At 58.1% G+C, this 19,728-nt stretch carries 29 protein-coding genes; 2 read left to right on the top strand and 27 right to left on the bottom strand.

The genetic code is table 11. The annotated features are described in order from the left end of the window. Position 1: 1 nt before the first annotated feature. From ACZ47E_RS06880 to ACZ47E_RS06855, 6 genes are all read right to left on the bottom strand, one after another. Positions 2–334, bottom strand: a complete 333-nt coding sequence (locus ACZ47E_RS06880; RefSeq protein WP_034498976.1) for a helix-turn-helix domain-containing protein — start codon at positions 332–334, stop codon at positions 2–4. Then, positions 324–602: a BrnT family toxin gene (locus ACZ47E_RS06875; protein WP_004442197.1), complete on the bottom strand. Its 279-nt coding sequence runs from the start codon at positions 600–602 to the stop codon at positions 324–326. The genes ACZ47E_RS06880 and ACZ47E_RS06875 overlap by 11 nt, the downstream gene beginning before the upstream one ends. Before the next feature lie 116 nt (positions 603–718). After that, positions 719–4,537, bottom strand: a complete 3,819-nt coding sequence (locus tag ACZ47E_RS06870; RefSeq protein WP_044460026.1) for a vitamin B12-dependent ribonucleotide reductase — start codon at positions 4,535–4,537, stop codon at positions 719–721. 819 nt (positions 4,538–5,356) lie between these two features. After that, positions 5,357–5,854 (bottom strand): xanthine phosphoribosyltransferase, encoded by a 498-nt coding sequence (gpt, locus tag ACZ47E_RS06865; RefSeq protein WP_006698845.1) that lies wholly within the window; start codon positions 5,852–5,854, stop codon positions 5,357–5,359. Between the two features lie 306 nt (positions 5,855–6,160). Beyond that, positions 6,161–7,006: a universal stress protein gene (locus ACZ47E_RS06860; protein WP_278066806.1), complete on the bottom strand. Its 846-nt coding sequence runs from the start codon at positions 7,004–7,006 to the stop codon at positions 6,161–6,163. Between the two features lie 105 nt (positions 7,007–7,111). Then, positions 7,112–7,903 carry a competence/damage-inducible protein A gene (locus ACZ47E_RS06855; protein WP_278066805.1) on the bottom strand — a complete coding sequence of 264 codons (792 nt, stop codon included), beginning with the start codon at positions 7,901–7,903 and terminating at the stop codon, positions 7,112–7,114. A 277-nt stretch (positions 7,904–8,180) separates the two neighbouring features. On the opposite strand from ACZ47E_RS06855, the gene wrbA reads away from it, so the two are divergent. Then, the gene (gene wrbA, locus ACZ47E_RS06850; protein ID WP_004442185.1) at positions 8,181–8,780 is read left to right on the top strand and encodes an NAD(P)H:quinone oxidoreductase type IV; all 600 of its coding nucleotides are present in this window, start codon (positions 8,181–8,183) and stop codon (positions 8,778–8,780) included. A gap of 486 nt (positions 8,781–9,266) precedes the next feature. On the opposite strand, the gene ACZ47E_RS06845 is transcribed toward wrbA, so the two are convergent. Beyond that, positions 9,267–9,512 carry a DUF982 domain-containing protein gene (locus tag ACZ47E_RS06845; protein ID WP_004442183.1) on the bottom strand — a complete coding sequence of 82 codons (246 nt, stop codon included), beginning with the start codon at positions 9,510–9,512 and terminating at the stop codon, positions 9,267–9,269. A gap of 81 nt (positions 9,513–9,593) precedes the next feature. Then, positions 9,594–9,881, bottom strand: a complete 288-nt coding sequence (locus tag ACZ47E_RS06840) for a hypothetical protein (protein WP_004442182.1) — start codon at positions 9,879–9,881, stop codon at positions 9,594–9,596. A 734-nt stretch (positions 9,882–10,615) separates the two neighbouring features. Here ACZ47E_RS06840 and ACZ47E_RS06835 point away from each other — a divergent pair. Beyond that, complete coding sequence (locus ACZ47E_RS06835; protein ID WP_004442177.1) at positions 10,616–10,768, top strand: DUF3309 family protein; 153 nt, start codon at positions 10,616–10,618, stop codon at positions 10,766–10,768. 379 nt (positions 10,769–11,147) lie between these two features. Here the strand turns inward: ACZ47E_RS06835 and ACZ47E_RS06830 are convergent, their stop codons facing one another. The 19 genes from ACZ47E_RS06830 to ACZ47E_RS06740 all read right to left on the bottom strand — a co-directional run bounded on the left by ACZ47E_RS06830 (position 11,148) and on the right by ACZ47E_RS06740 (position 19,713). Further along, on the bottom strand, positions 11,148–12,356 hold the full coding sequence (locus ACZ47E_RS06830; RefSeq protein WP_464016985.1) for a hypothetical protein: 1,209 nt from the start codon (positions 12,354–12,356) through the stop codon (positions 11,148–11,150). Continuing rightward, positions 12,356–12,592 carry a hypothetical protein gene (locus ACZ47E_RS06825; RefSeq protein ID WP_099085282.1) on the bottom strand — a complete coding sequence of 79 codons (237 nt, stop codon included), beginning with the start codon at positions 12,590–12,592 and terminating at the stop codon, positions 12,356–12,358. The genes ACZ47E_RS06830 and ACZ47E_RS06825 overlap by 1 nt, the downstream gene beginning before the upstream one ends. Then, entirely contained in the window at positions 12,589–13,017 is a 429-nt protein-coding gene (locus ACZ47E_RS06820) for a hypothetical protein (protein ID WP_464016984.1), read from the bottom strand. The genes ACZ47E_RS06825 and ACZ47E_RS06820 overlap by 4 nt, the downstream gene beginning before the upstream one ends. Next, a complete protein-coding gene (locus ACZ47E_RS06815) occupies positions 13,007–13,594 on the bottom strand; it encodes a hypothetical protein (RefSeq protein ID WP_464016983.1) in 588 nt (195 codons plus the stop codon). The genes ACZ47E_RS06820 and ACZ47E_RS06815 overlap by 11 nt, the downstream gene beginning before the upstream one ends. Next, complete coding sequence (locus tag ACZ47E_RS06810; RefSeq protein WP_464016982.1) at positions 13,591–13,977, bottom strand: HNH endonuclease; 387 nt, start codon at positions 13,975–13,977, stop codon at positions 13,591–13,593. Before ACZ47E_RS06810 ends, ACZ47E_RS06815 begins: the two co-directional genes overlap by 4 nt. Then, positions 13,977–14,180, bottom strand: coding sequence for a hypothetical protein (locus ACZ47E_RS06805; protein WP_464016981.1), 204 nt, complete (start codon positions 14,178–14,180; stop codon positions 13,977–13,979). Before ACZ47E_RS06805 ends, ACZ47E_RS06810 begins: the two co-directional genes overlap by 1 nt. Next, positions 14,177–14,944 (bottom strand): recombination protein NinB, encoded by a 768-nt coding sequence (locus tag ACZ47E_RS06800; RefSeq protein ID WP_464016980.1) that lies wholly within the window; start codon positions 14,942–14,944, stop codon positions 14,177–14,179. Before ACZ47E_RS06800 ends, ACZ47E_RS06805 begins: the two co-directional genes overlap by 4 nt. Beyond that, positions 14,944–15,246, bottom strand: a complete 303-nt coding sequence (locus ACZ47E_RS06795; RefSeq protein WP_112635687.1) for a hypothetical protein — start codon at positions 15,244–15,246, stop codon at positions 14,944–14,946. The genes ACZ47E_RS06800 and ACZ47E_RS06795 overlap by 1 nt, the downstream gene beginning before the upstream one ends. Further along, on the bottom strand, positions 15,243–15,908 hold the full coding sequence (locus ACZ47E_RS06790) for a Rad52/Rad22 family DNA repair protein (protein ID WP_464016979.1): 666 nt from the start codon (positions 15,906–15,908) through the stop codon (positions 15,243–15,245). The genes ACZ47E_RS06795 and ACZ47E_RS06790 overlap by 4 nt, the downstream gene beginning before the upstream one ends. After that, the gene (locus tag ACZ47E_RS06785) at positions 15,908–16,588 is read right to left on the bottom strand and encodes a ribonuclease H-like domain-containing protein (RefSeq protein ID WP_464016978.1); all 681 of its coding nucleotides are present in this window, start codon (positions 16,586–16,588) and stop codon (positions 15,908–15,910) included. Before ACZ47E_RS06785 ends, ACZ47E_RS06790 begins: the two co-directional genes overlap by 1 nt. 11 nt (positions 16,589–16,599) lie before the next feature. Continuing rightward, on the bottom strand, positions 16,600–17,199 hold the full coding sequence (locus ACZ47E_RS06780; RefSeq protein ID WP_464016977.1) for a hypothetical protein: 600 nt from the start codon (positions 17,197–17,199) through the stop codon (positions 16,600–16,602). Continuing rightward, positions 17,196–17,378 (bottom strand): hypothetical protein, encoded by a 183-nt coding sequence (locus ACZ47E_RS06775; RefSeq protein WP_464016976.1) that lies wholly within the window; start codon positions 17,376–17,378, stop codon positions 17,196–17,198. Before ACZ47E_RS06775 ends, ACZ47E_RS06780 begins: the two co-directional genes overlap by 4 nt. Then, complete coding sequence (locus ACZ47E_RS06770; RefSeq protein ID WP_464016975.1) at positions 17,366–17,611, bottom strand: hypothetical protein; 246 nt, start codon at positions 17,609–17,611, stop codon at positions 17,366–17,368. Before ACZ47E_RS06770 ends, ACZ47E_RS06775 begins: the two co-directional genes overlap by 13 nt. Then, the gene (locus ACZ47E_RS06765; protein WP_464016974.1) at positions 17,611–18,039 is read right to left on the bottom strand and encodes a hypothetical protein; all 429 of its coding nucleotides are present in this window, start codon (positions 18,037–18,039) and stop codon (positions 17,611–17,613) included. Before ACZ47E_RS06765 ends, ACZ47E_RS06770 begins: the two co-directional genes overlap by 1 nt. A gap of 49 nt (positions 18,040–18,088) precedes the next feature. After that, complete coding sequence (locus tag ACZ47E_RS06760) at positions 18,089–18,307, bottom strand: hypothetical protein (RefSeq protein ID WP_107341749.1); 219 nt, start codon at positions 18,305–18,307, stop codon at positions 18,089–18,091. Positions 18,308–18,330: 23 nt separating this feature from the next. Next, a complete protein-coding gene (locus tag ACZ47E_RS06755) occupies positions 18,331–18,672 on the bottom strand; it encodes a hypothetical protein (protein WP_464016973.1) in 342 nt (113 codons plus the stop codon). A gap of 46 nt (positions 18,673–18,718) precedes the next feature. Then, on the bottom strand, positions 18,719–19,072 hold the full coding sequence (locus ACZ47E_RS06750) for a DnaJ-like cysteine-rich domain-containing protein (protein ID WP_464016972.1): 354 nt from the start codon (positions 19,070–19,072) through the stop codon (positions 18,719–18,721). Positions 19,073–19,077: 5 nt separating this feature from the next. Beyond that, complete coding sequence (locus tag ACZ47E_RS06745; RefSeq protein ID WP_464016971.1) at positions 19,078–19,332, bottom strand: hypothetical protein; 255 nt, start codon at positions 19,330–19,332, stop codon at positions 19,078–19,080. 63 nt (positions 19,333–19,395) lie between these two features. Beyond that, positions 19,396–19,713 carry a hypothetical protein gene (locus ACZ47E_RS06740; protein WP_464016970.1) on the bottom strand — a complete coding sequence of 106 codons (318 nt, stop codon included), beginning with the start codon at positions 19,711–19,713 and terminating at the stop codon, positions 19,396–19,398. Positions 19,714–19,728 lie beyond the last annotated feature (15 nt).

Here is a 19,728-nt window from a genome sequence, read left to right as displayed (position 1 = left end):
GTCAGGCCGCGCCTTTACGGAGCGCGGCGGCCGTGCCCTGCGGGTCGACGGCGATGACCTTGAGATAAGCGCGGGCCGGCTGGTCCGGCTCGCTACGTCCCTGTTCCCAATCACGCAGGGTGCCGAGCGGAATATGATAACGCGCGGAAAACTCTTCCTGCGTCAGCTTCAGGGCCCGGCGAATGATCTTGATGCGCGGCATTCTGGGAGCCGCAGCAAGTTGCTCGGCAGAAAGCGGCGGATTGTCGGGGTCGGCAAGCGCATTCGCCTCCGCCTCTTCATCGGTCATGGCGTGAAGGCGGGCCCAGTCTGTTTGATCGATTTTACCAGCCATTGTCGTCGTATTCCTTGCGCTCCGCGCGTGTCGCCTTTCGTGCCGAGATGATGCGGATCACTTCGCTGCGTTCGGTATAGATCACAGTCAGAACCAATCCGTTGCCCAACCCCACTATACGTCGTCGGACTTCGCCGTAATTAGCCGAACGATCCTCGATATCCACGGCAAATGGATCCTCAAAAACCTTGCGGGCCGTTTCAAAGCTGACGCCATGTTTGGCGAGATTGGTTAAAGCTTTTCGGTCATTCCACTCGAAAGATAACATTGTGGACTACGGGTTTCCAGTAGTGAAAGGGATAAAATATCAAAAGAAGAAGGGCTCTTTCATATCTGAAAGAGCCCTCAAGACTAGTCGTTTTTTGGTGGTGTCTAAGCTAACGCTCAGCTGCAACCGCTCGTCGCACCACAAGTATCGCACTTCTCGCAAGTGCCGTTCCGCACCATCGTGAAGTTCTGGCATTCCGAGCACATGTTGCCCGTATACCCCTGAGCGATCGAGCGCATGCGGCGTTCGTTTTCGACCTTCTTGGCTTCCGTCTTGGCCGAAGCGGCGTCTGCGGCGGCCTTATCGGAGAAGAGGGCGGTTGCCGTCTGCTGGGCTTCCTGGACGACCTCGTCGATCACTTCTTCGGCGATTTCTTCGGCCAGTTCCTTGGCGCGCTCTTCATAGTCCCGCTTGAAGGAGACGATTTCGGAGGTTGCGATGGCGACTGTCGGTTCCAGCTTGCGGGCGGCAGAGCCTGCAAACGAGGTCACGTTGGCCGAGGCGCGGGCAGGGGCTGCCGTTGCCGAACCCTTGGGCTCGGAAGCGGTGCGTTCGCCGTCATTGCGAGACACGATGGTCGGCTTGTAACCGCGGGTCCAGCCGGTGGAAACGAGGTTGGTCTTGCCTTCCTGGATACCCTTGCCGAGCGCCGTGTTGGAGAAGTCGGACGTATCGACATGGGCGAGATCGTGGCGGCCGAGATAGGAGACGGCGAGTTCGCGGAACACGTAGTCGAGGATCGACGTGGCGTTCTTGATCGCGTCGTTGCCCTGCACCATGCCGGCCGGTTCGAACTTGGTGAAGGTGAAGGCCTCCACATATTCTTCCAGCGGCACGCCATATTGCAGGCCGAGCGAAATGGCGATGGCAAAGTTGTTCATCATTGCGCGGAAGGCAGCGCCTTCCTTGTGCATGTCGATGAAGATTTCGCCGATGCGGCCATCACCGAATTCACCGGTGCGCAGATAGACCTTGTGACCGCCCACAGTTGCCTTCTGGGTGTAACCCTGACGGCGGTTCGGCAGCTTTTCACGCTCGCGTGAGACGCGCTCGATAACGCGCTCGACGATCTTTTCGGTGATCGTCACGGCCTGCTGTGCGGCGGGCTGCTGGATCAGTTCTTCGATCAGGTCTTCTTCGTCCTCATCTTCCACCAGCGACGCGTTGAGCGGCTGGGAAAGCTTGGAACCATCACGGTAAAGGGCGTTGGCCTTCAGCGCCAGCTTCCAGGAGAGCATGTAGGCTGCGCCGCAATCCTCAACCGTCGCATCGTTCGGCATGTTGATCGTCTTGGAGATCGCACCGGAGATGAAGGGCTGAGCCGCCGCCATCATGCGGATATGCGATTCGACGGAGAGGTAACGCTTGCCGATCTTGCCGCAGGGGTTGGCGCAATCGAAGACGGGCAGGTGCTCGTTCTTCAGGAACGGTGCGCCTTCCAGCGTCATCGCGCCGCAGACGTGAACGTTGGCCGCTTCGATGTCCTTCTTGCCGAAGCCGAGGTGCTCGAGCAGGTTGAAGCTCATGTCGGAGAGCTGCTCGTCGGAAACCTTCAGCGTTTCCTTGAGGAAGTCGGCGCCGAGCGTCCACTGGTTGAAGACGAACTTGATGTCGAAGGCGCTCTTCAGCGCGCCGTTGACGGCTTCGATCTTCTCATCGGTGAAGCCCTTGGCCTTCAGCGTCGAGGGGTTGATGCCGGGAGCCTGGTTGAGATTGCCATGGCCGACAGCATAGGCCTCGATCTCGGCGATCTGGCTTTCGGAGTAACCGAGCGAACGCAGCGCATCCGGAACGGCGCGGTTGATGATCTTGAAGTAACCGCCACCGGCGAGCTTCTTGAACTTCACCAGCGCGAAATCGGGTTCGATACCGGTCGTGTCGCAATCCATCACGAGGCCGATCGTGCCTGTGGGTGCGATAACGGTGGTCTGGGCGTTGCGGTAGCCGTGCTTTTCGCCAAGTTCCAGCGCCTTGTCCCAGGCGGCCGTTGCGTGGGCGATCAGGTCCTGATCCGGGCAGTCGCCATGGACGAGTGCGACCGGGTTGACCGACAGGCCCTCATAACCTTCCGACTGGCCAAGGGCGGCGCGGCGGTGGTTGCGGATGACGCGCAGCATGTTTTCGCGGTTCGGCGCAAAGCCCGGGAAGGGGCCGAGCTCGCCGGCCATTTCGGCCGAGGTGGCATAGGACACGCCGGTCATGATGGCGGTGAGCGCACCGGCAATGGCGCGGCCTTCGGCGCTGTCATAGGGAATGCCGGAGGACATCAGGAGGCCGCCGATATTGGCGTAACCGAGGCCCAGCGTGCGGTACTCATAGGAGAGTTCGGCGATCTGGCGCGACGGGAACTGCGCCATCATGACGGACACTTCGAGCACGACGGTCCAGAGGCGGACGGCGTGTTCATAATCGGCGATATCGATGCGCTTCGTCGCCTGATCCTTGAACTGCAGAAGGTTCAGCGAGGCAAGGTTGCAGGCCGTGTCATCGAGGAACATGTATTCCGAGCACGGGTTGGAAGCGCGGATCGGGCCGGCCGCCGGCGAGGTGTGCCAGTCATTCATCGTCGTGTTGAAGTGCAGACCCGGATCGGCAGACGCCCAGGCGGCGTGGGAAATCTTTTCCCAGAGGTCGCGGGCCTTCAGCGTCTTCATGACCTTGCCGTCCTTGCGGGCGGTCAGGTTCCAGTCACCGTCATTTTCGACAGCGCGCAGGAAATCGTCCTTCAGCGAGACGGAGTTGTTGGAGTTCTGGCCCGACACCGTGAGGTAGGCTTCCGAATCCCAGTCCGTGTCATAGGTCTTGAACTGGATGTCCTTGTAACCCTGCTCGGCGAACTGGATGACGCGCTTGACGTAGTTTTCCGGCACCATGTCCTTCTTGGCGGCGCGGATTTCGCGCTTCAGGGCAGGGTTCTTGGCCGGGTCGAAGCAATCGCCGTTGTCAGCTTCGCAGTTGACGCAGGCCTTCATGATCGCCTTCAGGTGCTTGGCGACGATCTTGGAACCGGTGACGAGAGCGGCAACCTTCTGCTCCTCGTTCACCTTCCAGTCGATATAGGCTTCGATATCCGGGTGGTCGGCATCAACGACGACCATCTTCGCTGCGCGGCGGGTCGTGCCGCCGGACTTGATGGCGCCGGCTGCGCGGTCACCGATCTTGAGGAAGCTCATCAGGCCTGACGATTTGCCGCCGCCGGAGAGTTTTTCGCCTTCGCCACGCAGATAAGAGAAGTTGGAGCCGGTGCCGGAGCCGTATTTGAACAGGCGCGCTTCACGCACCCACAGATCCATGATGCCGCCTTCATTAACGAGGTCGTCCTCAACGGACTGGATGAAGCAGGCATGCGGCTGCGGATGTTCGTAAGCCGACTTGGACTTGGTCAGCTTGCCGGTGAAGGGGTCGACATAAAAGTGGCCCTGGCCGGGACCATCAATGCCATAGGCCCAGTGCAGGCCGGTGTTGAACCATTGCGGGGAGTTGGGGGCAACACGCTGGGTGGCGAGCATATAAGCAAGCTCGTCGCGGAAGGCGAGGGCATCTTCTTCGGACGAGAAATATTTGCCCTTCCAGCCCCAATAGGCCCAGGTGCCTGCCAGGCGATCGAAAACCTGGCGTGCATCGGTCTCGGAGCCGTAGCGCTCGGCTTCCGGAACATCCTTCAGAGCCTTTTCATCGGGCACGGAGCGCCAGAGGAAGGAAGGAACGTCATTTTCCTCAACCTTCTTCAGGAACTTCGGCACGCCGGCCTTGCGGAAATATTTCTGCGCCAGAACGTCGGTGGCAACCTGGCTGAACTGCGCGGGAACGTCGATGTCAGCCAGACGGAACACGATGGATCCATCCGGGTTCTTGATTTCACTGACGGCCTTGCGGAAGTCGATCTCCGCATAAGGCGATTGGCCGGGCTTCGTGAAGCGGCGTTCAATGCGCATGGTTTCTGTCCTCGTCCATTGGGGCGCCCGGTGAAGGGCGCAAAAATTCGTTCCAGCCGTGCGATGCCTTCGCGCAGCCGGTTGTTGCCAATCTGATGGGATGTTCATCCTTGGATGTCATCCCTGTATCTCGTGTTTAAGATGGCTGCAAGCCTACTATATATAGTGTTAACACATTCTTGCTGCCAGTCCCCGCGTAATGTTTTTGGCGGTTCCGAAGGCGCAGAAAAGCCATCGGCGAACCGCCCCCTCATGGCCGGGACGCCGTTTGGACATGCGCGCTAAAGATGGAGAAGAACCGGCCTCGTTACTTTCCGGTTCGTTGCCGCCGCAACATATTTGTCACTTTCCTCTCGCGACACAGATTCGTCAAGCCATAGATTGAAACCCATTTTTAACCACAAGATATTGTGTGGAGTGCCTGTGGAAAACGGGGATAGGAAAAGCTCTCAGAAAAATCAGTGACTTGGCGGAAAAATTTGAAGCTTGCGCGAGGCTGGTTTCCGCAACGGAAAGGCAAAACCCCGCATTTCCGGGGTGAGGCATAATGGCGACACTGCGGTTTTTCCGTGTTTTCCGCTGTCGGCAAAAAGGCCTTTTCACACAAAAAAGCCGCCCCCGGGTGGGACGGCGAAAGAGTGCATATTGCTGGGGGAAGTCTTGCGCGGTTGGTGCATCCTCACTCCGTCACCCCGGACCAGATCCGGGGTCCAGCGCGATCAAGTCCTTGATCGCAAGAGACTCACGGCGCAGACGCGCCGTGGCTGGATTCCGGCTCAAGGCCGCAATGACGGATGAGAAATGGGTCCCTGTGGGCACTCAGCCGCGCGATCCCTTGGCGATCGGCTCCTGATAGGTAAAGCCCATGTCCCAGGGGAAATAGATCCAGGTGTCCTGGCTCACTTCGGTGACGAACGTGTCGATGGTCGGCACGCCCTTCGGCTTGGCGTAAACGCAGGCAAAATGCGCCTTCGGCAGCATCTCGCGCACTTCCAGCGCCGTCTTGCCGGTATCGGTCAGATCGTCGACGACAAGCACGCCTTCGCCGGCATCAACAGTCAGCTCGGGGGCTACGCCTTTCAAGAGGACCGTATCACCCTGGTTGACGTAGTCATGGCGGGTGGCGATGCAGACCGTATCGATCATGCGGATGTTCAGTTCGCGGGAAATGATCGCCGCCGGAACGAGGCCGCCGCGCGTGATGCAGACGATCGCCCGGAACTCTTTGTCGAGACCGGCAAGACGCCAGGCAAGCGCACGGGCGTCGCGGTGAAACTGGTCCCAGGAAACGGGAAAGGCTTTATCGGGAAGGGACATGTCGTCTACCATCTGGTCAAAATTGTCGATGGCTTTGGCTAATAGCCGCAAGACCGGCAAAAAGGCAAGCTTTGCGCTTATCCGGCGTGATTTTGGCTGAGAGAATGCCGCTTGTTTCTTCCCCCCTAGGTGGAGAAGGTGGTCCGAAGGGACGGATGAGGGGGCTGGCTCTCGGTCTATCTTTTCCCTCGCCCCCTCATCCCGCTGCCGCGGACTTCTCCCCCGGGGGGAGAAGAAACCAGTGGCGGACGCTCCTTTCGAGCGAGATGGCGGGGGCTGGCGGCGCCATTTGCGCCGCATCCATATTCAACGCGACAGCAGCGTCATCGCCGTCATGGAATCGAGCAGCGTGCGGGTAACGCCGCCGAACAGCAGTTCCCACCAGCGGGAATGGCCGTAAGCGCCCATGACCAGAAGGTCGATGCTGTTATCGGAAAGGCGATTTTCGATAGCCGCCTGCGGCGAAAGGCCGGCAATCTTCTCCTGTGAGGTCACCGTCACGTTCACGCCGTGGCGGGCGAGCGTGGCGGCCAGTTCCGTACCGGCAAACCCGGAGGACTGCGTTTCGCTTTCTGCCTGGTCGACGGAGAATATCTCGACGCTGTCCGCGGCTTTCAGAAAGGGCAGGGCGTCGAAAGTGGCGCGCGTCGCCTCGCGAGAGCCATTCCAGGCGATCAGGACGCGTTTGATCGGCTTGGCGACGGTGAGCACATGCGGGACGAGGAGAACGGGACGGCCGCTTTCATAGAGAAAGCTGTCAATATCGGTGCGGCTGTCCGACAAAGCCGAGGAACTGCTCTGACGGGCGACGACGAGATCGGCGCAACGGGCGCTGTCGATGGCAGAGGCGGAGGCGTAACCCACCGAGGTAACGAAGCTTCGCCATTCATGCGAGATGCCGTTGGCCGATAGCGTACGCTCGAAAAGCGAGCCGACATCGGTGGTTTCCTTGTGTGCCACATCCTGCAGGGCCTGCACGGTGGCGGGATCGGGAATTTCCATCGGCGCGACGAGGGGAACGGCGGCCAGCGTTTCCATGTGCAGGCCGATGACATGCGAGGAAAACTGGTCTGCAAGGCTCACCACGAATTCGCCGAGCTTCTGTGTGTTCGAAACATTGTCGACCACTGCCAATATCGTTTTGTAACCCATTTATCTCTCCTCGGTGACATCTAATTTCTGTGGGGAGAGTGGCCGCCTTTGCAGGCCGCCACCTTGATTTTGGTCAAAGCCCGTTCGTCAAAGGCCCTTTCTCGCTCAAGCCGTTGCGTCGCCCCTGCCTGCCGCCAGTCTTTTCTCCTGTCCGATGGCTTCGATCATGGCCGCGACCGCATCCGCCGCGGCCTTCAGCACGCCTGCATCCCGGGCGCGCACCACGATTTCCGTCGAAAAGCGTTGCCCGTCATATTTCGGATAGGAACCGATGCTGGTTTCGGGATGGGCTTTCTGGATGGCCGTCAGCGGCGTGCCGATATCGCCTTCGCCATACGGTGAGCGTACGGCCTGCGACATCACCTTGGCGCCGGTGCGGAGCGTCGGCATGACGTTGTCGAGCATCGCCTGGAACACCTGCGGCACGCCGGCCATGACATAGACATTGCCGATGATGAAGCCGGGGGCGACGGAAACGGGGTTGGCGATGTGGACAGCACCTTTCGGCATGCGCGCCATGCGCTTGCGCGCATCGGTGAATTCCATCTCACGGGCACGATACATGTCGCCAAGTATCCGCAAGGCTTCGGCATCGTGCTCGCAGGGAAGGCCAAACGCCACGGACACCGCATCCGCGGTGATGTCGTCATGGGTCGGGCCTATGCCGCCCGAGGTGAAGACATAATCATAGCGGCTGCGTAGCGCATTCAGCGCTTCGACGATCGCGTCCTCCTCATCGGCAACGATACGCACTTCCTTGAGGTCGATGCCGGACATGGTCAGCACGTCCGCGAGGTGGCCGATATTCTTGTCCTTGGTACGGCCCGAAAGCAACTCGTCGCCAATGGCGAGCATGGCGGCGGTCACGACGGATTGAGCGGAAGAGGGATTGGACATGGGTGTACTCGTCATCTGTTTTATCAGACGTTAGCCCCGCGCCCGATGATTGCAAAGCGGTTTTGAAAAAATGTATTTCGGCAAATAGTTGACGTTTCGCTTTTCCGTTCACTTATGGTGAACAGTGCGTATGCCGATAGGCCGCTGGCGTGGAAGGAGCCTGTGAGCTAGATTTTCATCACATGCTTGTAACGGGTCGCCGCTAATGATCATCACGTTTTTGAAAAGGCTTCTGGCCGGGACGCCGGAAACGATAAACCCAAAGGAAACAAAGAAAATGACGAAAGTTCTGGTGCTCTATTACTCTTCCTACGGTCACATCGAAACGATGGCATATGCTGTTGCCGAGGGTGCAAAATCGGCGGGCGCAGACGTCGTCGTCAAGCGCGTTCCGGAACTGGTGCCGGAAGCGGTCGCCAAGTCTTCGCATTTCAAGCTCGACCAGGCGGCGCCGATCGCCACCGTGGACGAACTGGCTGAATACGATGCCATCATCGTCGGCGCCGGCACCCGCTTCGGCACGGTCGCTTCGCAGATGCGCAATTTCTGGGACCAGACGGGCGGCCTGTGGTTCGGCGGCAAGCTCGTCGGCAAGGTAGGTTCCGCCTTCACCTCTTCCGCCACCCAGCATGGCGGCCAGGAATCGACTATTCTCGGTTTCCTGCCGACCTTCCTGCACCACGGCATGGCCGTCGTCGGTCTGCCCTATGCCTTCCAGGGCCAGATGGGTGTCGATGAAATCAAGGGCGGCTCCCCTTACGGCGCCTCCACCATTACCGATGGCGACGGCTCCCGCCAGCCCTCCGAAGTCGAACTTGAAGGCGCGCGCTTCCAGGGCGCGCATGTGGCGAAAATCGCCGCCAAGCTTTCTGCCTGATCCTGAAAGTCCTATGAAAAAGAAATGCGGCCCAAAAGGCCGCATTTTCTGTGCCGGTGGCATCATCACCAGCTTTACCGCAATGCTCTCCTGCGAAGCTCGTTCCCCGATCAGATCGGCAGGTTCACCATGAAGAGGCAGCTTGCAACCACGAAGCCGATCATCGAAATCTCAAGAAAACCGTTCAGTCCGTCACGCATTTCAATCCTCCTTGTTCGATCGAAAAGAGAACGGAAAAAGTTTAACGCGGTTCCATAACAGCAGAATGAAATTTAGGGATTCTTAACGCCTGATTTACGGCGTGTCAGCCGGTGACGACGAACGCCACGACGAGGTGGCCGAGAAGGCCGATCGCCAGGCAGGAGAGAAGAAAGATGAACAGGGCTTTTTTCATATATCCGGACGCTTTCCTCTGTATCGATCGATCGAACCATGAACTTGACGTTAGCGCCCCTGGCGCCTCCGTCGCGACGCGTGACGGGGCCGTTACGCCTTGATGTCGAGCCCCGCTTCGATCGCGGCGGCGATGAAGGCCTTGCGCGCGTCTTCAGGCTTTTTCCTGCCGGCATCCACGGCGGCGCAGACCAGCAGCGCCTTGTCTAGCGCCTCGCCATCCTCCACCGGCCAGTCCTCGATCAGGGCCCAGGAGGCGGCCTGGGTTGTTTCGATGCTCGTATAATCACCCGGCGTTTCGAAGGCGATCAGGACGGGTTTCTGCCAGCGCGTGTTCATCGCTCATCCATGTTGGTTTCGCGCCCGGCTCTAAACGAAGCAGGCGGGATGCGCAATCCGTTTCGGAGCCGACCGGTGCGGTCAGTCGTCGCGTCCGAACAGCCATTCGCGAAGGATGCGCCGGTCAATGAGTTCCAGTGAGCGATCCGGCGCGATGCGATAGGTTTCCACCGCCCTTGTGCTGCTGTCTATGCGGAACTCATGGGTGAAGGTGCTGCCGATCGGTGACTTCGTCAGCTTTGTGCGCGGCTGGCCTTTATAGATGATGCTCCCGGGAATGGGCTCCACATAGGGTGCCGGACCGGCGGTCGTGCATCCCGCAAGCGCGAGCGAAAGGGCTATTGCGGCCGATGATGCGAGCGTTTTCATCCTGTCCTCCGAGGTCCATCTGCAAAAACGATATGGAGGCGCGGAGGTTCCCGGAAGCGGCGGATGCGGCAGTATTATTCCTTCCGACTACTTGCGCTTTGGGTTCTGAATGTCGCGCGCGACCCAGCGAAAGAAAAAATAGACGAGGAAGCCAAAGATGAAAAGCGGGATGAGGTTCGCAAAACCGGACATATGATTCTCGTTTCTCCCTCCCGTCACGGGGGTCTATCCGGAGAGGCTGAGACGAGGCAAGGGGTAGCACGCATGGTCGTCGGTCACATGTACGTGTGCCGACCTGCCTGCGGCAGGAGTGGGACGGAGCGAGGGAGGGGGCGGGAGAGATCCGGCGCACTGCCAGCGAAGCCGGATCTCTCCGTCTCCCGCCGGTTTCAGGGTACGGGGGACTGTCTTCACTATGGCGGACAACCGAAAATAGACATAGAGCGAGAAATTACCTCGAATAAATTGCAGCGATCCAGAACTCGCGATGGATGCGACGCGCGAGACTATGCACAGTTTCTCATCTTCACTGTCCGGGACATTGATCCGCCAGGCGCGGGGGACGGCACGCCCCTTCCGGCCGGACCATCATGTCTGGGCAAAAGCGGTGTAACCTGTTGAAACGGCACGTCTGCCGTCATTCTTTCAGTCTGCTGGAGAGGCCGGAAGAGGGAACTTTTCACGCGCTGCGTCATTGAAGCAGTCGGACACATGCCAATAGTGGAGGGTTAAACATGCTCGGCACCATCCTTGTCATCCTGCTCATTCTGTTCCTCATCGGCGCGCTGCCAAGCTGGGGTTATCATAATTACGGTTACGGCCCTTCGGGCGGTCTCGGACTGGTGCTGGTCATCGTGCTGATCCTGGTTCTGATGGGACGGATTTGATCGACCGTTCCTGAAAATGCACAGGTTGCCCGCAGTCGAAAACGCTTCGGCTGCGGGCAATTTTTCGTCCGGAGCAGCGGGATGACGCGAAAAGCCATGTCATCTTAGTGACTTAGACAAGGTGGGCGGTTGAACTCCACGTACCCGGCTGAAAAAACACGACATTCGGAACGATCCCTCTTGCGCCCCAAATGGATTCGTTCTAAATGCCCGCCATCGCTCCATTGATGAGCGTGTGAGGCCTCGTGGCGGAGTGGTGACGCAGAGGACTGCAAATCCCGACAAAATGTAATGTTTTCAGTAGGCGTTCTGAATAAGGCGGCCAAAAACGATACATTTTCTGCCGAATACGGCCATTGATTTCATTCACAAATTTTGACTATTCAGAACGGCCAAAACGCTTTTTCGTGGCCTCTAGAACGCGCTTCTCTGTCTCTTTCGCATACCCGCGATAAGCCGAAGCCGTCTTGTGCTTTGACAGCACTCTGCCTTGACCTTCGGTTAGGCCTTTCTCCTCAAGCTCCGTCATGCCTCCATGCCTGCACATATCCAGGCTGAATTCTGGCGCTGAGAGTTTTTCATCCTTCCTGAGCTTGTCTGCCATCTCCCTGACTTCATGAGCCAAGAACGTACCGTCGCCAAAAAGCTGACCGTTCTTCTTGCACACGATTGATGTGCCATATCTCGGCGCCTTGCGAAGAACCTCTTCGGCTTGGGAATAGAGCAGGACTTTCGACCCATCCTCGTCCACGAACTCGAGCGGGTGCAGCGCCAGCGCATCGTTCTTGCGATGCTTCAGCCGGATCTTATCGGGATGGTCGGAGGCTCTATAGCCGGTCCACGGGGCGAAGCCTGCGCCGATGGATGATGGTCGCATCAGCCATTCGAAGGCCAGCACAGCCGCCGCAGCCAACTCCCCGCGGCCATTCTCTATTGCCCCATCAGCGAACTCATAGACCGCTTTGCGATCGACATAACCCTTAGTGGCCTTCTGACGTCTCTTGACGGTAACGCCTTCCCACGGGTTCGCAACATCATTTCGGAACTGGTCCGGGTAATGCGGCCGCATGCGCTTCCACATCGCCTTGCAATAGGTGACGACCTTCTCACCCATCCTGTTGGCGCTATCGCCCGAGAAGTGCAGATAGACCTTTTCAGCAGTGCTCACGCCGACGTTGTTGACCTTCGCATCGCCAAACCTGACCTTGTCACCATTTGGTTTCGTTATCTGAACGTCTGTCACGCGTTTGAAGACACGCTTGTAATCGGCGCGGCTAAACTCGCCTACGCGCTCCAGAAACGAATTGTGAGACAGGTAGACGTTCACAAGCCACTCGACAGTGCCGTATCGGCTCGTATCGGGCTCGTGACGAGGGTTTGCCTTTTCCCTGCGCCAACCTTCCAGCCGATCGTTCCAGACCTTTGCTGCGGCCACCAGTTCTGCTTGAGAGAGGTTGACGCCAAGAGCCGCGCTGCGGTAGGGGCAGCCAGCCTTGCGGTATAGGGTAGGACACGTCCAATAGTAGCCGGTCGATCCGTTGGCCAGCGTCTTGAACGAGGTGTATGGAGGCATGGTGACAGGTATCATCACCACACTTCCGGGTCGGCGTTTTCGTCTACGCCAATAGCCTTGTCTAGGTCGATCTTCCGCCACGCTCTGAATCTGCCCTTGCCGGTTCCGGTCTCGATGAACGGCCGAGGCCATACGGTTCCAACACGGCTGATGAAGGCATCGACCGTCTTTTCTCCGGCATAGGCTGCCGCGTGCTCATCTCTAAGGACAGCAGGCCAGCATCCGGCGGGGATGACAGCATGTTTCGTCATTCGTCCCCGCTTTCCCCGTTTTCCACAGACTGGTTATGCACCTGTGCGGAGAGGGCGTCGGCAGCTTCCAGCATTACTCGCGATGGTTCTTCCGCATATGTGATGCTTCCTGCCATCTCGCGAAGCTCCGCGATGAGCTTAGCCTTTACCGCCACGGATGGCGCGGGAGGGGCGGCGTAGAGTGCACGAATGTCAACAGTGATGTCACTCGCCTTCTTGAAGCGATCGGCTTCATCCTTGGAATATAGAACGCGTGATGTTCTCCCATCCGAGAACACGAGTTGATAATCCACCGGCTCCGCAGCGGACAGGGCGGCTTCAATATCGCTGAATTTGATACCCCAGAATGCGTCTCCGCCTTCGGGTGCGTGTTCGATGACCGCTTTTGCCAGTTTGACCAGCGTGTTGCTTTCTTCACTCTGCATGGTGTTCGCCTCCTGTGCTGGCGAGGGCTGTGTGAACATTCTTGATCGGGGTTGCCAGATTTCTCGCAGCCTCCTTGATGTTGGCTGGCGTATGAGCGCCAAGGCAGACATGCTCCGCTTGATCCAGCAATTCGCCCACCGCCTCTCGGATAATCTTCACCTCGTCCTCTGCTGCCTCGGCGCGGTGAAGGAGATGGTCCGCCGCGCTTTCGGCAACGTCGATCGCGTCTTCACCGCATGGTCCGACGTCGAGCCGCTGCCTCAGTTCCTCGTCCTCGCGCTGCAAGCTTTCGAGGGTGGAGAGGAGTTCGGTATTGGCATCGACATATGCGACGTTCGCCTTCTCCAGTTCGCGCAGCGTGGTCAAAGCCATCCGCACCTTGTCCTCGAAATCGCTCACAAGGCGGGTAGCGCTGGATGAAGCGATGTTATTGTAGGTCTCGAAGGCGATATCGTCTTTGTCGCGCACTGCTTGACTGCGGGCGTGCACGGCCTTTGCCAGACGGTCAAACCACTCCAGCGGCCCCCACGCATCCACGTTCTGTCTGTAGAACGACATTGGGTTGTCGGTGCTCATCTGTTCACGATCTCCCCGGTTCTGGTGTCGATCACGTCACCGTTGATCTTGCGTTTGAAATTGCTCTGGAAGCCGGATCGCTTTTGACCCTTGATACCGAGATGCTTTTTGCGCACGCGATTGCACTTCGCCCGAACGGTTGCCTCGGCCTTGGTTTTCTTCTTGTGGGCTTCCGCGGTGACGGCCTGCAGATTGCTCTCGGTGTTGGCTCCGCCAAGCCAGAGCGGCACGATATGGTCGTATTGAACCTTCTCGTCGGAACCAAGCACCACGCCGGTTAAGGCGCACTTGTTGCCCTGGCGCTCACGAATGCGATCCTTCACGCGAGGCGGCGGCATGGTGTCATCGGTGCGGCCGCGCCATTCTTCGACTGTCCGGGCCATCACCTCTGCCCTCCCAGCGCGCGTGTCATCATGTCCCGCTTGCGGCGCTCCAGATCGCGGACGCGTCCTGTCTTGCCGTGGGATTGTTTTGCTCGCTTAATGTCGGCGTCGATCTCGGCTTGCCAGTTGTATTCCCGGGCAAGGTTCCGTCTCGACTTCCAAGCGAGCCAGTGGTGGATGGCGCGGCGGATTAAGCGGTTCATGCTTCACCTCCGATTTGATTTGCTTCGATGCCGGCGTGACGGCAGATGATTTCAAGTGCTTTTTCGCGGCCGATCTCGTGCATCACGACTTGCTTGCAGGTTCGGTAGATCGACCCGGCCTTATCCTTCGCGCCTTGGGTTATCTCGGCGGTCACCAAATCGCCCACAGCGAGCCGCTGAGCGTTAAGGACGCCAAGGTTGGCATCAGTGTTGCCGTAGGTGTTTGTTGCCGCCCACAGCATCCGTGCAGCGGTTTTCAGCCATTCGGCATCTGGATGGGTTGATGAGCCAGAGGCTGGGGGCGGTGCCTCTGGCTCATCCTCTGGTGACCGGGCAGGGGGATTGTCACCAGAATTGTTGGAACCGGCCGTTTCGAGCTGACGAGGATCATTGAAGACCACGCCGCGCTCGGCCGCTTCCTTGAGGATGAATTCGATAAAGTCGGTCATCTCGTCCTTCGACAGGTCGGATGATGAAAGCTCGATCGGCAAAAATGTCTTCTGGTCCAAGCTGGGCAGGAAGCTGACTTCGCGACCGAATGCATGGAGGAATATTGCCTTCCACTGCGCGGGCTCATACTTCTTGCCGCCAAGCTCCAGCTGCTGCGAAACTTCAGTCAGGAGTGCCCACAGAAGATCATTCTGGGGCAGGGTGCGCTTCGACGCCTTGAACTCAACGCGGGTGCCGAAAGGTGCCTTGCCGATCCAGTCAACAGCCTTGCGGCGGTTCTGGTCGCCATCAATAACGAGAAGCGCGCGCCCCATTAGCGCCACTCCGGTGCGAACGGGATATCGTCGTCCATGTCATTCGAGAAGTTTGCGTTCCGGCCTTGCCCCGCATCGCCACGGGATTGCCCGCTGGAACGGTTTTCGTCCTTCTGGCGTGGTGGCATCAGCAAAACAACGAACTCGCCATCTGTGGGCGCTGGGACGGCGTTGAGGCGAACGGTAAATCCGTCCTTGTCGCGCATGGGCCATGCCGTGCCGATTGTCGTGAACTGGCTCTTCTCGTTGCCGTCGCGATCCTTGTAGCGGCGAACTGCAACTGCGTCGTATCTCGTGGTCATGCGGCCTCCTTCTGCACCGCGTTACGGCGCGCCTCAAATTTGTCTGCTGCTGCTTGTTTGTAGTCGCGAGACCAATTGTCTTTCGCTGCCACGTCGCGCCAGTATGCTGCGCACTTGTCGACGGCGACGATGGTGTGGCAGTCGGCCAGGTCCTTATCGATCTCGGAAAGCTCTCGCTTCTGCGCTGCTGCGCTCGGCTTCGGAGCGTTTGGCATGCGGACATGATCCCAAGGGTTCTCTTTCCAAGAGCGCCAGCGCAGCTTTCCGCCCTGCTCGTAGGTATCGCAGGGAACCCATGGCGTCGGCATGGCATAGAGATATCGCCCAATGCCCCATTTCACCGCTGCTCGCTTAAAAGCATCAGAGATGGCGCCTTTTTCTGCCTCGACATCAGTATCGCCAGCGCCATCTGCCTTGGTGATCCATTCATCACCCACTTTGATCGACAGGTAGCAAATGGTGCGTGGGCCGCTAAACTCATAGCGGTCCTGCCAGTTCTCTGAGCCCAACACGCTGTCAAGGCGATCCATGACGTCTCGTGCATCAATGTAGGCAAGAGCCATAGCCTTATCGCCATTCTTGGTGACGGTCTGAGCGCGCCAGCTAATGGCCTCACGTGGGAACTCCGCAAAAAGGAGTTTTATTTCGTCTTGGGTTGCCATCACGCGGCCTCCCCGAGAGCGGCCAGCATCTTCTGGTGAACCCTACGGACGCGCGCCACGTCATCGCGACAATAGGAGCCGATCTCATCATGCTTGCCGTCAGCCCACATCTGAGCGACCATGGAGCCGTCAACATCGCCTTTGCCTTCAAGGCCCAGAGAAAAGCACAGCGCGTCGAGGCTGATGCTTCCCTTAGCGCCGGCCCATGCGACCATTGTGTCAAAAACCTCGTTTGACCACGGCTTAGGATCGCGCGGCCACCAATCAGGGAGACGGACGCCCAGGACGATAGCGCGCTGGGTAAGGAAACGGAGATCGAAACCGGCTATGAAATGGCCGACTATCTGAATGGTTTCCCAGCCATTCTGGCGGCTGATTTCCACCACCTCGATGAAAGCCTCAATGGCCTGCCGTTCCTCCAATAGGGTCTTCACGCTCTCCGAATGGATATGGCCGTCATTGATTGCAAAGCCGATGCAGCAGACATGGCCCATGCCGCCGTCAAAACTGGTCTTAGCAATAGCTTCCTCGACGGCTGCGGGCTTTTGTTCTTTCTCCCACGTCGCGATGGTATCAGCCTTTTTCATCTGAGCAGGAGGCTTAACCGTGGAAGCTACTCGTTCCTTTGCCGCTTCGGTCTGCGCCGGGATGGTTTCGATGTCGAGATAGAGATAGGTCATTGGCGCGATCCTCAATCTACGTATTCGATGTCGAGCTGGCTCATCGCTTCCGGCGATGACGCTGTCTCTTTCAGGATGGACTGGAGGCAACCTGCGCAGGCGGTGAACCCCTGCTTGGTATATTTGAGCAGTCGGCGCATCGTGGCGACCGGATAGCTGATCTTGTGAACGGCGAGTTTGCGTCGGCCGAGATCCCACAGCGCGTAAGGCGTGGTGACCATGTCATCGCCATCGAGGACAAACATTGTGACGGTGTAATCGAAGCTGTCGATTACCTGCTCGGCGTTGTCATAAAATCTGAACCTGATGGCCTGAACATCGATTGGCAAATCGGAGCCGGCAATGGTTCCCCTCCAATGCTTATGATGCTCTGTCTCGCGGACCAGCTTGAGCCCAGATGGCAAGCCCGATTCCCAGTCTGCGAGAGCCTCGGCCGACTTGAAGAAGAAATCAAAGTCGCTGTCGAGAGCCTGGCCGATGAGTGTTCGACGAATAGCGCCGCCGGCCATCCAAGCGCCGCCACCAAGAGCTTCGTAAACCCTCATGACGTCTTCGGTGCTGCATCCTGATCGATCGCAGAAATCTTGAAAGTTGGTGCGGAAATAGGTCACTCTGCGGCCTCCTTGATGATTTCCATGACCTTCTCGCGCCCAAGTTCCTTGATGGCGTCGTTGACGGTCTGGCGAAGTTGAAATTCAACGAACCCCTCAGGGTTGAGGCGATGGACAAGGCGATCGGTGATCGATCCAAGACGTTCGGCCTCAGAATGCAGTTCTGCTACTTTGCCCATGCGAATTGCTCCTGATTGATAAGCGCCATGCGCTGATATTTCGGGTATCCGACGAAGGCCCACGACGTTGAGACGCTGCAAACTGCGATCATCACGGCGATGACGGCGCGGAACTGGCGCTTGAAAGACCTGGTACGCGTGTCGATGCGCCGGATGTGATTGCCGAGCTCGATATAAATCTCGGTCGGATCATCCGCTTCTTGTGTGTTGGTGGTGGAGAAAGCGGAGGGCATCACGCGGCATCCTGTTCTGGGACGTCCAGCGTTTCGAGCATCGCCTGCATGGCGGCGATTTCGCTTTCAGCCGTCTCGCGCAACGAAGCGGCTTGCTTTTCCATGATGTCGGCCATGGTCGCAAAAATCAGCTTCTGGTGCTTGTTGAGTGCCTTGATGAAGGCGTTGCATACCGTGTCGCGGTCTTGAACCGAAAGTTGGCTGTAAACAGACGAACTGCCGTATTGGCCGGCATAGGCGTAGAACCACACCGTAGTTTTGAAAGCGTTGTATTCGCTGCTGTGGTTGATATTGAAACCGAAGTTCTGTTTGTCGTGATGCTGCTTGTCAGCAAATGACTTCGTGAACCATTCGTGGAAGCCGCCGATCTTCGCGGCATCACTCTTCAAGGTTTTGATTTTCTGAATTGCTGCGGTATCGGTGGCCATTTCCTGCCCCTTCATATCTCGGGTTACTCTGACAAAGCCGGTGGGTTGGTTAGGCGAGGCCGAGAATGTTTTCCTCGGCGGCGTAATGATTGTTTCGCCTGTAGGTCGGGTGATAGAGGCTGTAGATTATGAGGGGGTCGCCATCGCCCCACGGAGTCCAAGTCGCCTGGATACTTTGAACGGCACCTGTCTGTGCACGCCCTTGGTGATCGTCATAAATCACCGTTTCACCAATCTTGTATTTTGGAGATGCGGCTACCGCGCTCATCTTCTTCTCCCGCTGTGCTGTGGTTACTTGGTGGGGGATGGGAGAGAGAGCGCATCCCTAGCTATGCCCTTGAGGTAATTCGGGTCATCAGCTAGTTTCAACGCTACTGGCGCAACTAGGTCCGCGCCTTCATCGGATGCCATCTGACGGAAGTGATCCATCGGGTTTTCGATGATGCGTAGAGCGGTTTGCATTCTTTCGAGTGAGTTAGCCGCCATGTCGAAAACAGCGTCATCAGTCTTCGAAGGCATTTGCCGCTCGCCGCTTTGCGGATGAACACACGCCATTTCTCGCAAGTATTCGATCAAAGCCGTAATATCTTCCGGCATGTGATCATCAACTAGCTTCAAGTGAATCTCGCTCATGTTCCCTATCCCTTGTCTGAAGCCCTATGCGGGGCGGGTGGTGCAGTCACGGATCGTGCCGGCCTGCGCCATTGCACTTGAAGCAACTGCTTGTTGATGAGTGGTATGGGCCTTGGCTAACCGTGTATCCGTGGCCGTTGCAGGAACGGCAGGTTATCTTCCTGCGCTCACGTGCAATCTCTTTGCGAAGCTCATCTTCTTGGCGCTTGATGTCCGCCGCTCGGTTTGATGAGGCGACATCCCAGCCGAAGGCCATGGACTGATTCTCAGCGCTCGTGGCCAGAGCTTCGCCAATTTCGTCAAGCTGCTCTTTCCCGAGACCTTCGATCACGTCGAAGCGATCGATGCCTTCGAAAGCGTACATGACGGCTTCTCGCCAGTATTCTGCTTCTGCGCTCATAGTCATCACTCAGCCGCTTCCAGACGACCGATGACGGCGCCGTGGACGATGGGGTTGGAAACCCGAATGGCGCAAGAAGACGGATCAGCGTGGGTGGCATAACGCTCGAACTTGACGACCTCGCCGCCGAACTCATCCGCATCGTCGTTCGCTTCACCTTCGCTGCGATACTCAAACACGTCGCATTCGTCGGTCGTGAACTCGGTGCCGTTGAAAACACGGGCGCCGTCTTCAATCCTGTATCGAGTTACCCATGCCATTTGCTCATCCTCAGTGGTTGAGATCGAATTGGAGATCCGCCCGGAGACGGATGCCGAATGCGATCAGTCGGCGCGAAGAATTTTGGCGGCGCGTGGGTCGTCGGGGTAATGGCCGTATTTTTCCGGCCAATCGCCGCACATGCCGGCCATAATCAGCCGGGCGCTGAGAGACGCTTCATCGCGCGTTGCTGGAGTGCGCTGGAGGCCCATGACATCGCGGGGGATGAGAAATTCCTCGGTGTTGAGGAGCTTGATTGCTGTCTCGCCTACGAGGCCGTTCGCGCCCCAAGCCGTGTCGATCTTCTGCGAGTGGAGTTTATCCACCGCGCGGCGCAATGCAGCTTTCTCCAAATCCAAATGCCTGAGTTCAATCTTGGCCATCCGTCTCATCTCCGG

This window comes from Agrobacterium sp. 5Ca39, assembly GCF_055382365.1.
Note: the sequence above shows the minus strand (reverse complement) of the source record. Positions and strands in the feature narration are given on the sequence as shown.

Bases quoted from the DNA above. Each gene is read 5' to 3' on its own strand.
- ACZ47E_RS06880 (WP_034498976.1), bottom strand. From the start codon at position 334: ATGGCTGGTAAAATCGATCAAACAGACTGGGCCCGCCTTCACGCCATG.
- ACZ47E_RS06875 (WP_004442197.1), bottom strand. From the start codon at position 602: ATGTTATCTTTCGAGTGGAATGACCGAAAAGCTTTAACCAATCTCGCC.
- ACZ47E_RS06870 (WP_044460026.1), bottom strand. From the start codon at position 4,537: ATGCGCATTGAACGCCGCTTCACGAAGCCCGGCCAATCGCCTTATGCG.
- gpt (WP_006698845.1), bottom strand. From the start codon at position 5,854: ATGTCCCTTCCCGATAAAGCCTTTCCCGTTTCCTGGGACCAGTTTCAC.
- ACZ47E_RS06860 (WP_278066806.1), bottom strand. From the start codon at position 7,006: ATGGGTTACAAAACGATATTGGCAGTGGTCGACAATGTTTCGAACACA.
- ACZ47E_RS06855 (WP_278066805.1), bottom strand. From the start codon at position 7,903: ATGTCCAATCCCTCTTCCGCTCAATCCGTCGTGACCGCCGCCATGCTC.
- wrbA (WP_004442185.1), top strand. From the start codon at position 8,181: ATGACGAAAGTTCTGGTGCTCTATTACTCTTCCTACGGTCACATCGAA.
- ACZ47E_RS06845 (WP_004442183.1), bottom strand. From the start codon at position 9,512: ATGAACACGCGCTGGCAGAAACCCGTCCTGATCGCCTTCGAAACGCCG.
- ACZ47E_RS06840 (WP_004442182.1), bottom strand. From the start codon at position 9,881: ATGAAAACGCTCGCATCATCGGCCGCAATAGCCCTTTCGCTCGCGCTT.
- ACZ47E_RS06835 (WP_004442177.1), top strand. From the start codon at position 10,616: ATGCTCGGCACCATCCTTGTCATCCTGCTCATTCTGTTCCTCATCGGC.
- ACZ47E_RS06830 (WP_464016985.1), bottom strand. From the start codon at position 12,356: ATGATACCTGTCACCATGCCTCCATACACCTCGTTCAAGACGCTGGCC.
- ACZ47E_RS06825 (WP_099085282.1), bottom strand. From the start codon at position 12,592: ATGACGAAACATGCTGTCATCCCCGCCGGATGCTGGCCTGCTGTCCTT.
- ACZ47E_RS06820 (WP_464016984.1), bottom strand. From the start codon at position 13,017: ATGCAGAGTGAAGAAAGCAACACGCTGGTCAAACTGGCAAAAGCGGTC.
- ACZ47E_RS06815 (WP_464016983.1), bottom strand. From the start codon at position 13,594: ATGAGCACCGACAACCCAATGTCGTTCTACAGACAGAACGTGGATGCG.
- ACZ47E_RS06810 (WP_464016982.1), bottom strand. From the start codon at position 13,977: ATGGCCCGGACAGTCGAAGAATGGCGCGGCCGCACCGATGACACCATG.
- ACZ47E_RS06805 (WP_464016981.1), bottom strand. From the start codon at position 14,180: ATGAACCGCTTAATCCGCCGCGCCATCCACCACTGGCTCGCTTGGAAG.
- ACZ47E_RS06800 (WP_464016980.1), bottom strand. From the start codon at position 14,944: ATGGGGCGCGCGCTTCTCGTTATTGATGGCGACCAGAACCGCCGCAAG.
- ACZ47E_RS06795 (WP_112635687.1), bottom strand. From the start codon at position 15,246: ATGACCACGAGATACGACGCAGTTGCAGTTCGCCGCTACAAGGATCGC.
- ACZ47E_RS06790 (WP_464016979.1), bottom strand. From the start codon at position 15,908: ATGGCAACCCAAGACGAAATAAAACTCCTTTTTGCGGAGTTCCCACGT.
- ACZ47E_RS06785 (WP_464016978.1), bottom strand. From the start codon at position 16,588: ATGACCTATCTCTATCTCGACATCGAAACCATCCCGGCGCAGACCGAA.
- ACZ47E_RS06775 (WP_464016976.1), bottom strand. From the start codon at position 17,378: ATGGGCAAAGTAGCAGAACTGCATTCTGAGGCCGAACGTCTTGGATCG.
- ACZ47E_RS06770 (WP_464016975.1), bottom strand. From the start codon at position 17,611: ATGCCCTCCGCTTTCTCCACCACCAACACACAAGAAGCGGATGATCCG.
- ACZ47E_RS06765 (WP_464016974.1), bottom strand. From the start codon at position 18,039: ATGGCCACCGATACCGCAGCAATTCAGAAAATCAAAACCTTGAAGAGT.
- ACZ47E_RS06760 (WP_107341749.1), bottom strand. From the start codon at position 18,307: ATGAGCGCGGTAGCCGCATCTCCAAAATACAAGATTGGTGAAACGGTG.
- ACZ47E_RS06755 (WP_464016973.1), bottom strand. From the start codon at position 18,672: ATGAGCGAGATTCACTTGAAGCTAGTTGATGATCACATGCCGGAAGAT.
- ACZ47E_RS06750 (WP_464016972.1), bottom strand. From the start codon at position 19,072: ATGAGCGCAGAAGCAGAATACTGGCGAGAAGCCGTCATGTACGCTTTC.
- ACZ47E_RS06745 (WP_464016971.1), bottom strand. From the start codon at position 19,332: ATGGCATGGGTAACTCGATACAGGATTGAAGACGGCGCCCGTGTTTTC.
- ACZ47E_RS06740 (WP_464016970.1), bottom strand. From the start codon at position 19,713: ATGGCCAAGATTGAACTCAGGCATTTGGATTTGGAGAAAGCTGCATTG.